Annotated in this window: 13 protein-coding genes; 1 reads left to right on the top strand and 12 read right to left on the bottom strand. The window is 51.2% G+C overall.

Annotated features, from left to right (window positions below):
• The first annotated feature begins 103 nt into the window (after positions 1-103).
• Complete coding sequence (locus tag HZ297_RS03755; RefSeq protein WP_178861653.1) at positions 104-1,084, top strand: zinc transporter ZntB; 981 nt, start codon at positions 104-106, stop codon at positions 1,082-1,084.
• A gap of 296 nt (positions 1,085-1,380) precedes the next feature.
• On the opposite strand, the gene HZ297_RS03760 is transcribed toward HZ297_RS03755, so the two are convergent.
• The 12 genes from HZ297_RS03760 to grpE all read right to left on the bottom strand — a co-directional run bounded on the left by HZ297_RS03760 (position 1,381) and on the right by grpE (position 15,184).
• Positions 1,381-2,268, bottom strand: a complete 888-nt coding sequence (locus HZ297_RS03760; protein ID WP_178861654.1) for an ROK family protein — start codon at positions 2,266-2,268, stop codon at positions 1,381-1,383.
• Positions 2,269-2,272: 4 nt separating this feature from the next.
• The gene (locus tag HZ297_RS03765; RefSeq protein ID WP_178861655.1) at positions 2,273-2,944 is read right to left on the bottom strand and encodes a class I SAM-dependent methyltransferase; all 672 of its coding nucleotides are present in this window, start codon (positions 2,942-2,944) and stop codon (positions 2,273-2,275) included.
• A 15-nt stretch (positions 2,945-2,959) separates the two neighbouring features.
• On the bottom strand, positions 2,960-3,757 hold the full coding sequence (locus HZ297_RS03770; protein ID WP_439333569.1) for a ferritin-like domain-containing protein: 798 nt from the start codon (positions 3,755-3,757) through the stop codon (positions 2,960-2,962).
• A 117-nt stretch (positions 3,758-3,874) separates the two neighbouring features.
• A complete protein-coding gene (locus tag HZ297_RS03775; RefSeq protein ID WP_178861656.1) occupies positions 3,875-4,231 on the bottom strand; it encodes a hypothetical protein in 357 nt (118 codons plus the stop codon).
• 98 nt (positions 4,232-4,329) lie between these two features.
• On the bottom strand, positions 4,330-4,818 hold the full coding sequence (locus HZ297_RS03780; protein ID WP_178861657.1) for a DUF4149 domain-containing protein: 489 nt from the start codon (positions 4,816-4,818) through the stop codon (positions 4,330-4,332).
• An 18-nt stretch (positions 4,819-4,836) separates the two neighbouring features.
• Complete coding sequence (gene greA, locus HZ297_RS03785) at positions 4,837-5,313, bottom strand: transcription elongation factor GreA (RefSeq protein WP_178861658.1); 477 nt, start codon at positions 5,311-5,313, stop codon at positions 4,837-4,839.
• Between the two features lie 126 nt (positions 5,314-5,439).
• Positions 5,440-8,655: a carbamoyl-phosphate synthase large subunit gene (gene carB, locus HZ297_RS03790; protein WP_178861659.1), complete on the bottom strand. Its 3,216-nt coding sequence runs from the start codon at positions 8,653-8,655 to the stop codon at positions 5,440-5,442.
• Positions 8,656-8,678: 23 nt separating this feature from the next.
• Positions 8,679-9,812, bottom strand: a complete 1,134-nt coding sequence (gene carA, locus HZ297_RS03795; protein ID WP_178861660.1) for a glutamine-hydrolyzing carbamoyl-phosphate synthase small subunit — start codon at positions 9,810-9,812, stop codon at positions 8,679-8,681.
• Between the two features lie 447 nt (positions 9,813-10,259).
• Positions 10,260-11,069, bottom strand: coding sequence for a 4-hydroxy-tetrahydrodipicolinate reductase (gene dapB, locus HZ297_RS03800; RefSeq protein ID WP_178861661.1), 810 nt, complete (start codon positions 11,067-11,069; stop codon positions 10,260-10,262).
• 70 nt (positions 11,070-11,139) lie between these two features.
• Positions 11,140-12,315 carry a molecular chaperone DnaJ gene (gene dnaJ / locus HZ297_RS03805; RefSeq protein WP_178861662.1) on the bottom strand — a complete coding sequence of 392 codons (1,176 nt, stop codon included), beginning with the start codon at positions 12,313-12,315 and terminating at the stop codon, positions 11,140-11,142.
• Between the two features lie 240 nt (positions 12,316-12,555).
• Positions 12,556-14,469, bottom strand: a complete 1,914-nt coding sequence (gene dnaK, locus HZ297_RS03810) for a molecular chaperone DnaK (protein ID WP_178861663.1) — start codon at positions 14,467-14,469, stop codon at positions 12,556-12,558.
• A 142-nt stretch (positions 14,470-14,611) separates the two neighbouring features.
• Entirely contained in the window at positions 14,612-15,184 is a 573-nt protein-coding gene (gene grpE, locus HZ297_RS03815; protein WP_343034760.1) for a nucleotide exchange factor GrpE, read from the bottom strand.
• Positions 15,185-15,266: the final 82 nt, after the last annotated feature.

A 15,266-nucleotide genomic window follows, 5' to 3' on the forward strand; every position in this document is an offset into this window, starting at 1 on the left:
TGCTTATAAAGCCTTGTGTCTCAATGCGTTTTCCGCCCGTTAAAAACTTGACTCACGACCCAAAAATTTCCACAATCGCTGTAAATAACTCCTTGGATTGAGCATGCAACACATCGAATTCTCCGGTCTCAAACATGCCTTGCTGCTCGACAGTCAAGGCGGAGCCAGCGCAATCAGCTGGCAGCAAGCGCAACACTGGCAAGCAGAGCAAGGGATTCTATGGCTGCATTTCGATTACTCTTCGACAGAAACGCAAACCTGGTTTAAAGAGCATAGCGGTCTTGATCCACTGATCAGCGAAGCCTTGCTTACCGAAGAAACCCGCCCCCGCAGCCACGCGATTGGCGACGGCCTGCTGGTAGCATTGCGCGGCATTAACCACAACCCCGGCGCCGCACCGGATGACATGGTCTCGATCCGTATCTGGATCGAACAGAACCGCATCATTACCACCGGCAGACGCAAACTGCTCTCGGTGGAAGACCTGCACAATTTCCTGCTGAAACACCAGGGGGTCAGCAATGCGGCAGAATGGCTCGTGGACTTGTGCGACCGCCTGGTGTGGCGAATGGGGGATACCGTCGATCAGTTTGAAGACGATATGGCGGAGCTTGAAGAAAACACCCTGAGCGAATCGCAGGCCACTTTGCGCCGCGACCTTTCCAATCTGCGCCGCCAAACCATTGCGTTGCGGCGCTATCTGGCACCGCAGCGCGAAGCCTTACTGCGCCTGCAAGTGGAAAAAGTCAGCTGGCTGGAAGATATTCACCGCCTGCAGCTGCGTGAAATCGGTGACCGGCTGATTCGCCATATTGAAGACATTGATGCGGTACGCGAACGCGCCGCCGTGACCCATGAAGAACTGCTCAGCCACGCCTCCGAAGAGCTTAACCAGCGCATGTATATGCTGGCCATTGTCGCGGCAATTTTTCTACCGCTGGGCTTTGTGACCGGTCTGCTCGGCATTAACGTGGCGGGCATTCCCGGCGCGGACAATCCTTACGCTTTTTTAGTGGTTAGCGGCACCCTGACACTGGCCGTGATTCTGCAGATTCTGTTTTTCAAATGGAAAACCTGGCTTTGAATTTCGGATATCCATATTTCGTGATTGATAAGTTGATGATGATTAAAACCACGAAGAACGCGAAGACCACGAAGAGCACGAAGTTTTTCTAAGTAATTGACACATATTATCAACCCATCTTATTGATTTTAAATGCTTTTAAAACCGCTTTAAAACACAAAAATAACACCAACGAATGATTAACGCTCAAAATCTTCGTGCTCTTCGTGTACTCAGTGGTTCAATAAATCAATCATAAAATGTGGTTACCCTGAATTTCATGCCCTAAAAAAGTCAACAGGCCGGGTCAGCGGCTTTCACCACAGCCAGGCCGCGCCGCGCACCCCGCTGGCATCGCCGTATTTCGGCGCCACCAGCCGGGTATCGACCCGATCACTAAACACCCACTGCTGCCAGAGTTTCGGCACCTCTTCATACAACTCGGCAATATTGGACATGCCGCCGCCCAATACAATCACATCCGGATCAATCAGGTTGATCACGCTCGCCAACCCTTGGGCAAGCCAGCGGTAGTAGTCGCGCATCAACTGAGCGGCTTTTTCATCGCCCTGTCTGGCTAAAGCGACAATCTGCTGCGCCTTGATGGCATCGCCGCCTCGCTCAACAAAATGCGCCTGCAACCCGCTGCCGGATAAAAAGGTTTCGTTGCAACCGTTCAGACCGCAGTAACAGGGCAAACGGCTGTCTTGCGGCAATGCCCAAGGCAGGGGGTTATGACCCCACTCGCCGCCAATGGCATTGACTCCGTTAAGAATCCGGCCGTTGACCACTATGCCGCCGCCGCAGCCGGTACCAATAATCACGCCAAACGCCACTTCCGCCCCCTGTGCCGCGCCATCCATCGCTTCGGAAAGGGCAAAACAGTTGGCATCATTCGCAAGCTTGACTTCGCGCAGCAAGCGGCGCTGCAGGTCGCCCTGTAAATCCTGACCGATCAACCAGGTGGAATTGGCATTTTTAACACGGCCGGTTTTATGCGACACGGCACCGGGAATCCCCACGCCCAGAGAGCCCTTCTGTCCTAAAATCGCGTCCGCCTCTTCAACCAGCGCCGCAATACATTCAAGCGTGCCGGCGTAGTTGCCTTTGGGTGTGTCCACGCGTTTTTGATGGCACACCGCTCCCTTGTCATCCAGCGCAATGATTTCGATTTTGGTTCCGCCCAAATCCACGCCCAAACGCATAATGTTACCTTTTGTATAAAAACACGGTGAAATCGTTATCCAAATAGCCCTCACAGCAGACGACCCTGGAGGCAAACGACCGACAATAATCGACAATCTGCTGCGGCTCAAAACTCTGCAAATCCGAGCGCGCCCGAACCCACTGGTTGCGTGCATCCAGCAGGTTAAAGGCCACCGCGATGCGGCAGGTTTGATACATTCTGCGAATCACCGCTTTTGCATAACGCCCTTCATGCCCCGCATTGTGCTCGGCTTCTGTCTCGACCACTTCATTCAGCGCACCGGAAAGCAGCACATAATCAAAACTCTCATCCGCGGGGTTCAAATCGAACAGATCCCCTTGCATCACCTGAATGCCCGGATATTGAAACCCTGCGCTCTGCACCATATCCGCCGACAGATCGATTCCCTGATAGTCGACATGAATATCGTTTTTTTGCAAAAATGCCCGCAAATCACCAAAACCGCATCCCACATCCAGCACCGACCCGGCCTGTTGAGTTTTGGAAGCGTCAAAAACCTGCGCCAGAATTTCAAAGCGCTGCTGCTGAATCTCCCGGCTGCTCCAGAATAATGCCTGCGGCGTATAACCAAAGCGCTCCAAGGAGTAGCGATGACGCGTCTGAATACGCAAACGCTGTTTCTCGGACAATAATGCGGGGAATGGCGAAGTCATATGGTCACGCTACCTTCAAAGAGTCTTTAACCAAGCAATCTCTTCTGCCGAGAACCCGGCCTGCTCTCTGGCTTCGTAATTAAACGGCCCGCGCAGATCGCCGTGAAAATAGTTTTCCACGATCCATTGGAAATGGTTAAAAGGATTCAGCTGACGCTGTTGGCACAGATAGCGGAACCAACGCGTGCCGACTTCAACATGACCGATCTCGTCGCGTAACAGAATCTTGAGGATTTCGACGCCGCGCTTGTCGCCAATCGCGCGCAATTTCTGAATCATCGGCGGCGTCACATCCAAACCGCGTGCTTCAAGCGTACGTGGCACCAGCGCCATGCGCACCAGCGGGTCGTGATCGGTTTCATAGGTGGTCAGCCACAAGCCATTATGCGCCGGCATATCGCCGTACTCATAACCCAAATGATTCAAATGTTCGCGTACCATCTGAAAATGGTAGGATTCTTCCCCGGCCACCCCCAACCAGTCGCGGTAGTAGTCGTAAGGCATTTCCTGAAAGCGGTAAATGGCATCCAACGCCAGATTGACCGCATTGAATTCGATATGGGCAATGGAATGCATCAAAGAGGCGTGGCCTTCAGGCGTGCCCAATCCGCGCTTGGGCAATTCCTTGGGTGCGACCAACTGCGGTCTGTCCGGACGACCGGGATCGGCAATGCGCACCACCTCAGCCGTGGGGGTAAAGTCAAAGCGATCCTGCGACCAATCTTCCTGCAGCTGCGAAAGCAGGCTGACTTTGGTATTCAGGTCTTTTTCCATCAAGCAGTCGAACGCCGCCTGAAAAAGATTTTTTTTCATAGAGAAACCCAACACATACACAAATACTGACGGACGGTTCTTATAACCCGCTCCTTTGCACTAAAAACGAAAAAAGCCGGTAAAAACCGGCTTTCTTTTGCTTATCGAAGCTCGAAATTAACGGTAGTAAGACGCCATGTTGTAGCGAGTACCAGTGAATTTCTTAGCGTCGATTGCATCAAACAATGCAGCCCACTTGGCGCGGTCTTCTGGAGTCATGACTGAAGATGGGTTTACACCTTTAGTTTTGTCGCCGTATTTCGCTTCGATTTTGTTCAACTCGCCAAAGCATTGCTCAACAGTGGTTTTTTGCTCAATTTTACGAGCAGCTGGACCACCCTCTTTTTTAGCAGTAGCGATAACGTGCTCAGCATCCGCCAAACATTGGCTGTATACGTCGTCAGCTGCTTGAACATTCAAAGAAGCAACCGCAAAAGCTGATACGAATAAGGCTTTTAGTGTTAAGTGTTTCATTCAATAAACTCCAGGTTTGGTTTGTCTCTATAACGCGTCAATTCTGAACTGTTTCTACGCAAAATGCAACCCAAACAGGTTAGAAAATAATTAAATGCTTATAAACTTTTTTTATCCGCTAACGCCTTGTTTACAACCAATTTCTTGAGGTTTTGCCATCCCCAAACCACGAGCAGTAGTATTGCCGACAGATACGAGAGTTGGTACAGTCCGTGCAGCATCATAAACTCCTGCCAGAGCGCTGACCCTTTTGGCACCCCCTCTGGAAATCCGGCTTTTAACGCTTCCATTTCAGGCCCAAGCCAGAAGAGATTGATTGCCAACAACAGCATTAACAACACAAACGTCTTGCCAAAAACCCAAGCATGGCGATAAAACCAAAAAGCGGTCGCACTTAACAACAGCCAAACCAAGACAAAACTCTGCGACCATTGCAATAAGACGCCGACCAATTTGCCCGCCGCCACTTCAGACAACTCGGCAAACAGCAACGGTGCCACCACATAACCAACGGTTAGCAGAACGGCGGCCAGCCACCATCCCGAAGTGGCAAACAAAACGGCCAATGGAAAACTGAAGCGTTTCATTTGTGGCCGCTCGTCCTTTTAAATATATTGAATTTCGATGATTTCGTAATCGATATTGCCGCTTGGCGCCTCAACGATCACTTCATCACCTTCTTGCTTGCCGATCAACGCACGCGCAATCGGCGAATTGATCGAGATTTTGTTGGCCGTCACATTCGATTCTTCATTGCCGACAATTTTGTAGGTCAGCTCTTCATCGGTATCGATATTCAACACCGTGACCGTAGCGCCGAACACCACCTTGCCGTTTGGATTCAATTTGGTCACGTCAATAATCTGCGCATGCGCCAAAACCGACTCGATCTGTTTGATACGCGCTTCAACCAAGCCTTGCTGCTCGCGTGCCGCATGGTATTCGGCGTTTTCTTTCAAATCGCCATGCTCGCGCGCCTCGGCGATCGCCTCGGTAATGCGCGGGCGATCTTCTTTCTTGAGTTTGTTCAACTCCGTCTGCAGGGCTTCCGCGCCCTCTTTTGTCATAGGATGTTTTGTCATCGCCTGTTTCCTTGATAACTATTCAATAGGCTTGCGGGCATCTTGATTGCCCCTAACGAGCGCCTTTTAAAACACAAACGCCAAAGCCCACTTCCGCAGACTTTGGCGCTTTGCAAAAAGAACCGATTACTGTAGATCTTGCAGTCTGGTGACCGGCTGATCTTCCAAATAATCCATCGCCGCGACCATCGCAAAAGCACCTGCAATCGTCGTGGTGTAACACGTCTTGTGCATCAACGCTTCACGGCGAATGCTCGAAGAGTCCTGAATACTGACCGAACCGTCAGAGGTATTGACGATCAAATCGATCTCTTCGTTAACGATCGAATCGACAATATTCGGGCGGCCTTCGGTGACTTTATTGACCACCTGGCATTCAATACCGGCTTCGGTCAAGGACGCTGCCGTACCACGTGTAGCCACAATGCTGAACCCTTTGGCAATCAACTGATTGGCCAAATCCAGCACACGGACACGATCCGCTTTACGCACGCTCAGGAACGCCTTGCCGGAACGCGGCAATACCGTTCCAGCTGCCAATTGCGCCTTGGCATAAGCTTGCGCGAAACTGCTTCCTAAGCCCATAACCTCACCGGTCGATTTCATCTCAGGCCCAAGAATCGGATCGACGCCCAGGAACTTGATGAACGGGAAGACCGCTTCTTTGACCGAATAATGTTTAGGCATGATCTCAGCCGTGAAACCTTGTGCATTTAACTTCTGGCCGACCATGCAACGCGCCGCGATCTTCGCCAACGGCTTGCCGATCGCTTTGGAAACAAAAGGCACGGTACGTGACGCACGCGGATTCACTTCAAGCACATAAATCTCGTCGCCTTTGATCGCAAACTGCGTGTTCATCAAACCGACCACACCCAGCGCTTTCGCCATTTTGGTGACCTGCTCACGCACCTGATCCTGAACTTCAGCAGAGATACTGTAAGGTGGCAAAGAGCAGGCTGAGTCGCCTGAGTGGATACCGGCCTGTTCAATATGTTCCATAATCCCGCCGATGACAACCTGTTCACCGTCGCAAACCGCATCCACGTCCAACTCAACCGCGTCATCCAGGAAACGGTCCAACAAGACCGGAGAGTCATTGGAGACCTTAACCGCCTCTGTCATATAGCGCGACAAATCGGCGTCGGAGTATACAATCTCCATCGCGCGACCACCCAGTACATAGGAAGGACGCACCACCAACGGATAACCGATCTCGTTCGCCAATACCAAAGCCTGCGCTTCGCTGCGTGCAGTACGGTTTGGCGGCTGTCTCAGTTCCAGGGTGTTCAACAACTGCTGGAAACGCTCGCGGTCTTCCGCCAAATCAATCGACTCCGGCGAAGTACCGATAATCGGCACACCGGCTTCTTCCAAGGCTTCGGCCAGTTTCAACGGCGTTTGACCACCGTACTGCACAATCACCCCTTTCGGCTTCTCGACCTCAACGATTTCCAGCACGTCTTCCAATGTCAGCGGCTCGAAATACAGGCGGTCAGAGGTGTCGTAGTCGGTCGAAACCGTTTCCGGGTTACAGTTAACCATAATGGTTTCATAACCGTCTTCACGCATCGCCATCGCGGCGTGTACGCAACAGTAGTCAAACTCGATCCCTTGACCGATACGGTTTGGGCCACCGCCCAATACCATGATTTTCTCTTTATCGGTCGGATTGGCTTCACACTCTTCGTCGTAAGTGGAATACATGTACGCCGTTGAAGTTTCGAACTCCGCCGCACAGGTATCCACACGCTTGTAGACAGGACGCACATTCAACGTATGACGGAACTTACGGATAAACGCCGCATCAGTATTCAACAACTTGGCGATACGGTTATCAGAGAAACCTTTGCGCTTCAATTGACGCAGGTAAGTTTCATCCAACGCATCCAGACCACGCTGCTTCAGATCGTCTTCCATGTCAATCAGCTCTTTGATCTGAGCCAGGAACCAAGGATCGATTTTTGAACTTTCATGAACGGCTTCCAAATCCCAACCGGCACGGAACGCGTCCGCGACATACCAGATACGCTCTGGACCAGGATTACGCAGCTCTTGACGCAAAATATCCTTAACGTCTTTTTCGTCCATGCTCGCCAATGGCAGAATTTCATCCAAACCGTTCTTGTCGGTTTCCAAACCGCGCAACGCTTTCTGCATCGATTCCTGGAAATTACGGCCCATGGCCATCACTTCACCTACCGACTTCATTTGCGTCGACAAACGTTTTTGCGCTTGCGGGAATTTCTCGAAAGTGAAACGAGGTACTTTTGTTACGACGTAATCGATAGTCGGTTCAAACGAAGCCGGTGTCGCACCGTTGGTGATATCGTTCTGCAACTCATCCAGCGTATAACCTACCGCCAGTTTTGCGGCCACTTTGGCGATCGGGAAACCGGTCGCTTTCGATGCCAGCGCCGATGAACGCGATACACGCGGGTTCATCTCGATAATGATCATACGGCCGCTTTCAGGGTTAATCGCAAACTGTACGTTTGAACCACCTGTTTCCACGCCGATCTCGCGCAATACCGCCAAAGAGGCGTTACGCATGATTTGATATTCTTTATCGGTCAGAGTTTGCGCAGGCGCCACCGTAATGGAGTCACCGGTATGCACACCCATCGGGTCAAAGTTTTCAATCGAGCAGACGATAATGGCGTTGTCGTTGCGGTCACGCACCACTTCCATTTCGTACTCTTTCCAACCCAAAATGGATTCTTCGATCAACAACTCTTTGGTTGGTGACAAATCCAAGCCGAACTTACAGATTTGCTCGAATTCATCTTTGTTGTAGGCGATACCACCGCCGGAACCACCCAAAGTGAACGACGGACGGATTACCGTAGGGAAACCAACCTGAGCCTGGATTTCCCAAGCCTCTTCCATATTGTGAGCGACGGCCGATTGCGGCATATCCAAACCGATTTTCTGCATCGCTTTGCGGAAACGGTCACGGTTTTCAGCCTTGTCGATGGCATCGGCATTAGCGCCGATCAGCTCGACTTTGTACTTTTCCAGAATGCCGCGGTCGTGCAGATCCAATGCGCAGTTCAGCGCAGTCTGTCCACCCATTGTTGGCAGGATTGCATCGGGACGTTCTTTGGCAATGATGCTTTCGACCGTACGCCATTCAATCGGCTCAATGTAAGTTGCATCCGCCAACTCAGGGTCGGTCATAATCGTTGCTGGGTTGGAGTTAACCAGAATAACGCGGTAACCCTCCTCTTTCAGCGCCTTACACGCTTGTACACCAGAGTAGTCGAATTCGCAGGCCTGACCGATAATGATAGGGCCGGCACCAATAATCATAATACTTTTAATATCACTTCTTTTTGGCATGTCTTGTTCCTATTTCCTATCGTTCAGGCTTTTTTGAAAGCTTTCATATTTTCAATAAATTGGTCGAAAAGCGGCGCCACGTCATGTGGACCCGGGCTGGCTTCAGGGTGCCCCTGGAAGCTGAAGGCCGCTTTATCGGTACGCGCAATCCCTTGCAAAGTACCGTCAAACAAAGACTTGTGGGTAGCACGCACATTGGTTGGCAAGGTCGCTTCGTCTACCGCAAAACCGTGGTTCTGTGCCGTGATCATCACTTTTTTGCTGTCCGTATCCTGAACAGGGTGGTTGCCGCCGTGGTGACCGAACTTCATTTTCACCGTTTTCGCACCACTGGCCAACGCCAACAACTGGTGACCTAGACAGATACCGAATACAGGCACCTCGGTTTGCAACACTTGCTGAATCGCTTCAATCGCGTAGTCGCAAGGCTCCGGATCGCCAGGACCGTTTGACAGGAACACACCATCCGGATTCATGGCCAATACGTCAGCAGCCGGCGTTTTGGCGGGAACAACCGTCAGCTTGCAGCCGCGGTCAGCCAGCATACGCAAAATATTGCGTTTGATACCGTAATCATACGCGACCACATGGAAATCGTGATTGGCAGAGCAGTCTTTATGCCCTTCACCCAACACCCAAGTGCCTTCCGTCCACACATAGGTTTCTGCGGTGGTGACTTCTTTGGCCAGATCCAAACCTTTCAGACCACTGAAGGCTTTAGCCTTGGCGACCGCGTCTTCGGCATTGATATTGTCGCCGGCAACGATAATGCCGGATTGCGCACCTTTGTCACGCAGAATACGCGTCAGCTTACGGGTATCGATATCGGCAATCGCCACGACGTTTTGTTCTTTCAGATAGTCAGGCAGTGTTTTTTGCGCGCGGAAATTACTCATCAATGGAGGGCAGTCTTTAACAACCAGGCCTTGCGCCATAATGCGGGGGGATTCTTCATCCTCGGCATTGACACCGACGTTACCGATATGCGGATAAGTCAACGTAACGATTTGTTTGAAATAAGAAGGATCGGTCAAGATCTCTTGATAACCAGTCAACGAAGTATTGAAAACCACTTCGCCTACGGTCTCCCCTTCCGCACCCAATGAAGTTCCCCAGAAAAGGGTACCGTCTTCTAAAGCCAGTAAAGCCTGTGTCATGTAGTGTGTCCGCCCAAGATAGAAACTGTTCTAAGGAGCTTCTGATTAACTATTACGCTTGCCAATCCATCGTTGAAATTGACCTCAAAATGCTCATTTACACTGTGTAAACTGCGCTTTTTCGGCCAATTTCGCCTTGTCTTGCCTGCGCTCATGACGTTAATCAGAGCCCCTCTAAGTTGCAAGCGACTGTGTGAGTGTTAAATATTCGTAAAATGTAAGTGAAAAAATAAATTGCGCATATAAAAAAACGGAGCCAGCCCCCTTTCAAGGACTCACTCCGTTTTAATAAGCCAAATGACCTGTCGTCATCGCTGCAAAATACCCCGTATACACCACTAAATATCTAATTTTAGTCGCAAATTTGAATTAGCGGGATTTTACTTGATTTACCAATTCTTGTCTAGGCTAATTATGGGAAATTTCATAGACACTTCTCAATGGATCTCAACGCAAACTCAAAACATCCTGCATATCAAACAGGCCGGTCTGTTTATGCTTAATCCAATTGCAGGAACGCGCCGCACCTTTGGCGAAGGTCATGCGACTGGACGCCTTATGGGTAATCTCGACACGCTCGCCTTCGGTTGCAAACAATACCGTATGATCGCCGACAATATCGCCGGCACGCACCGTTGCAAAACCGATAGTGTTCGGATCGCGCTCGCCGGTAATGCCTTCGCGCCCGTAAACCGCACAGGTTTTCAAATCACGCCCCAATGCATCGGCGACCACCTGCCCCATCCGCAATGCTGTACCGGACGGCGCATCCATCTTATGGCGGTGATGGCCTTCGATGATTTCAATATCGTAGCCTTCGTTCAGCACTTCGGCAGCCTGCTTCAAGAGTTTCAAGCACAAATTGACGCCGACACTGAAATTGGCGGCAAAAATCACCGCGATCTTTTCAGCCGCCGCATCAATCGCCGCCAAACCGGCCTGGTCAAAACCGGTGGTACCGATAACGATTTTTTTGTTGTGCGCCACACAGACATCCAGGTTATGCACCGTAGTGGTCGGCGTAGTGAAGTCGATCAGCACATCGAAATCATTCACGACCGCTTCAATACTGCCCGCCAGCGCCACACCGATCTTGCCGATCCCCGCCAACTCTCCGGCATCCGCACCAATCAACGAACTGTCAGGGCGTTCAATCGCCGCACTGACTCTCAAACCTTCGGTTTGTTCGACGGCGGCAATCAGGTTTTTTCCCATACGCCCGGAGGCTCCGATAATGGCGACTCTGTAATCACTCATGCTCTATTCCTTAACGTTTGCTGCCAATCCTTCACTGCGACAACAATAATTTAATTCGTATTGAGAATCTTCAATCATTCCACGGATCATTTTTATCTTTTTTAGCGTCTTTGTCAGCCTCATCCTCGCCGGTGAAGAACGATTTAACGCTATCAAAGAACGAGTGCTCTTTTGGACTATGCTGCTTGTAGTGTTTGCCTTTCAGGCTGGCCTCAAGCTCCTCCAGCAACTCTTTCTGGCGCGCCGTCAACTTCACCGGCGTTTCGATATTGACCTGCACAATCAAATCGCCCACAAAAGACGAACGTACCGATTTAACCCCTTTACCGGCCAATTTGAAACGCTGGCCCGACTGCGTGCCCGCCGGAACTTTCAACGAGGCTTTACCGCCGAGTGTCGGCACTTCGACCGAACCACCCAACGCCGCGGTCGGGAAGCTCAATGGCAGTTCGCAATACAGATTGTTGCCGTCGCGCTCGAAAATCGCATGACGTTTAACGCGAATACGCACATACAGATCACCGCGTGGCGCGCCCGGCTCGCCTGCTTCGCCTTCACCCTGAAGGCGGATGCGATCACCGTTATCGACACCGGCCGGAATCTTGACCGACAGGGTTTTATTGCTGTGGGTAAAGCCTTCACCACGGCACTTGCGGCAAGGCGTTTTAATGATTTTGCCCTGTCCATGACAGGTCGGACAGCTGCGATTGACCGCAAAAAAGCCCTGCTGCATGCGCACCTGGCCGGCGCCATGACAGGTCGGACAAGTCTGCACCTCTGAACCCGGCTCGGCACCGGTACCGTCACAGGCATCACAAATGTCTTTGGTCGGAATGCGGATATCCACCGTCGTGCCGGCGACCGCCTCTTCTAACGAGATTTCCAGTTCGTACTGCAGGTCATTGCCCGGCTGCGGGCCGCGACGCCCGCCGAAACCGCCGCCGAACATCTCACTGAAAATATCCCCGAATGCGTCGCCAAAGCCGCCGCCGAAACCGCCATGACCGCCGCCGGCATGTCCTTCCAATCCGGCGTGACCGAACTGGTCATAGGTCGCGCGCTTTTGAGAATCCGACAACACCTCATAAGCTTCCGAGGCTTCCTTGAAATTGTCTTCCGCCTCTTTGTTATCGGGATTACGATCGGGATGGTATTTCATCGCCAATTTACGATAGGCCTTTTTAATCTCGCCTTCTGAAGCGGTTCTAGCCACACCTAAAACTTCGTAATAATCTCTTTTTGCCATATAAGTGATCTTTTTCTGCTTCTTATTCAATAACCAAGGCAAACCCGCTTAACACTTAAGCCCGTTTGCGTTGGTTACTCATTACCGGCCATACCCGGCCTGTTGAGTTTTTTTGAGGCAATTCAAACTGATATTCAACGCCTCAAAAAAGCCGCTATTTAAACACAAAAGCACGAAGCTTTTTGAAGGAACTCAAGCATCCCTTCGTTTCTTCGTGCCTTTGCGGTTAATCCCTAAGGATTATTTTTTGTCGTCCACTTCTTCAAACTCGGCATCAACGATATCGTCATCCGCCTTGCTTGAACCTTGCTGCTGGGCTTCCGCACCGCCGGCCTGCTGCTTGGCTTGCGCTTTCTGAGCGATCGACTGGCTGGCCGTTGCCAACGCCTGAACCTTGGCTTCGATGTCCGCCTTGTCATCACCTTTGATCGCCGCTTCCACATCCGCAATGGCTTTTTCGACCGCTTCTTTTTCAGCCGCATCGACTGCATCACCGGCGTCCGTTACCATTTTGCGCGTCGCATGCACCATCGCATCCGCCTGGTTGCGGGTTTCCACCAGCTCTTTCATTTTGCGGTCTTCTTCAGCGTGCGCTTCGGCATCCTTGACCATTCTTTCGATCTCATCTTCAGACAAACCTGAAGACGCCTGAATGGTGATGTGCTGCTCTTTGCCGGTATTTTTGTCTTTTGCAGACACGTTCAAAATACCGTTGGCATCGATATCAAAAGTCACTTCGATCTGCGGCATACCGCGTGGCGCTGCTGCGATGTCATCCAGGTTGAACTGACCCAGCGACTTGTTGCCAGAGGCCATTTCACGCTCACCTTGCAGAACATGAATCGTTACCGCCGACTGGTTGTCTTCCGCCGTTGAGAACACTTGCGACTTGCGCGTCGGAATCGTGGTGTTCTTCTCAATCAACTTGGTCATCACGCCACCCATGGTCTCGATACCCAAAGACAGAGGGGTTACGTCCAACAGCAGCACGTCGTTGACATCACCCGACAAAACGCCACCTTGAATCGCAGCACCCATCGCCACCGCTTCATCAGGGTTTACGTCCTTGCGCGGCTCTTTGCCGAAGAACTCTTTGACTTTCGCCTGTACCATCGGCACACGCGTTGAACCACCCACCAGAATCACATCGTCGATTTCGGAAGCGGACAGGCCGGCATCTTTCAGCGCAATGCGGCAAGGTTCGATTGAACGGTTAACCAAGGCTTCGATCAACGATTCGAACTTGGCACGGGTAATTTTAATATTCAAGTGCTTAGGACCGGTTGCATCCGCCGTGATGTATGGCAGGTTGATATCAGTCTGCTCACGTGAAGACAATTCGATCTTGGCTTTTTCAGAGGCTTCGCGCACACGCTGCAACGCCAGTTTATCCTGCTTCAGGTCAACGCCCTGTTCTTTTTTAAATTCGTTGGCCACGTATTCCACAATGACGTTGTCGAAGTCTTCACCACCCAGGAAGGTATCCCCGTTGGTCGACAGCACTTCAACCTGTTTTTCGCCGTCCAGATCAGCCACTTCGATAATGGAGATATCGAAGGTACCGCCACCCAAGTCGTAAACCGCGATTTTGCTGTCGGCTTTGACTTTGTCCATACCGTAAGCCAGTGCCGCCGCAGTCGGTTCGTTGATGATACGTTTTACTTCAAGACCGGCGATCTTACCGGCATCCTTGGTCGCCTGACGCTGCGCATCATTGAAGTAAGCCGGAACCGTAACCACCGCTTCGGTGACTTCATGCCCCAGATAGTCTTCGGCGGTTTTCTTCATTTTCATCAGGGTACGCGCGGAGACTTCCTGCGGAGACAGTTTTTTACCGTCTACTTCCACCCAGGCATCGCCATTGTCGGCCGCTACGATTTTGTATGGCACCATGTCTTTGTCTTTGGCCACAACCGCATCATCCGCACGACGCCCGATCAGACGCTTGATAGCAAACAAGGTGTTTTCAGGATTGGTCACCGCCTGGCGTTTTGCCGGATCGCCCACCAACACTTCACCGTCTGCGGTGTAAGCCACGATTGAAGGCGTGGTACGCGCACCTTCGGCATTAGGAATAACTTTGACATCCTTGCCTTCCATAATAGCCACACACGAGTTGGTGGTTCCCAAGTCAATACCAATGATTTTTGCCATCTTCGTTTTCTCCAAACTCAATTTTTTAAATGCTTTTAAAATGTTTAAAGCACCGTTTGATGCTTCAAATTTAACGATGTTCGTTTAATAGTGACGCCTCAATCCGTTTCAAGAGTGTCATCACATTTTTTACGTTTTTTTGTTATTGCGCTACGATAACACGCGCAGGACGCACCAAACGCTCATTCAAGGTATAACCTTTCTGGAACACATCCATCACGGTTTGCGATTCGTGATCGGGAGAAGGCACCATCGTCATGGCTTCGTGCAACTGGGGATTGAACTTCTCCCCCTTAGGATCGACACGTTCCACATTGAAACTCTGCAAAATATCCAGCATCTGTTTGAACGTCATCTCCAGCCCTTCGCGGATACTGTCGATAGAAGCCTCTTCCTTGCTGGCGGCATCCAGCCCCATCTCCATCGAGTCCATCGCCGGAATCAACGCATTCACAAACTTTTCCAACGCGAATTTACGTGCTTCTTCAATATCCAGACGGGTACGGCGACGCAGATTTTCCATATCGGCCTGCAGACGCAAGGCCATATCGCGGTGCTTGGCGGCCTCTTCGCGCGCCTCGCTCAACAATGCCTCGATATCACCGGCAACCGCCTCTTCAACCTGTTCCAGCGTCTCTTCCTGAGCGGCCTCATCCACCATTGGAATCGCCTCTTGCTCTTGGTTTTCCTGTTGTTGCGTTTTGTTTTCTGTCACGGTTACTTTCCTATTACTTGGGCTGCCCGGAACGTCCGAAGGCTCACCATTCATTAACAAATACAAACTCGAATATTGGGGT

The sequence above is a fragment of the Thiomicrorhabdus cannonii genome, assembly GCF_013391695.1.
GTDB lineage: Bacteria > Pseudomonadota > Gammaproteobacteria > Thiomicrospirales > Thiomicrospiraceae > Thiomicrorhabdus > Thiomicrorhabdus cannonii.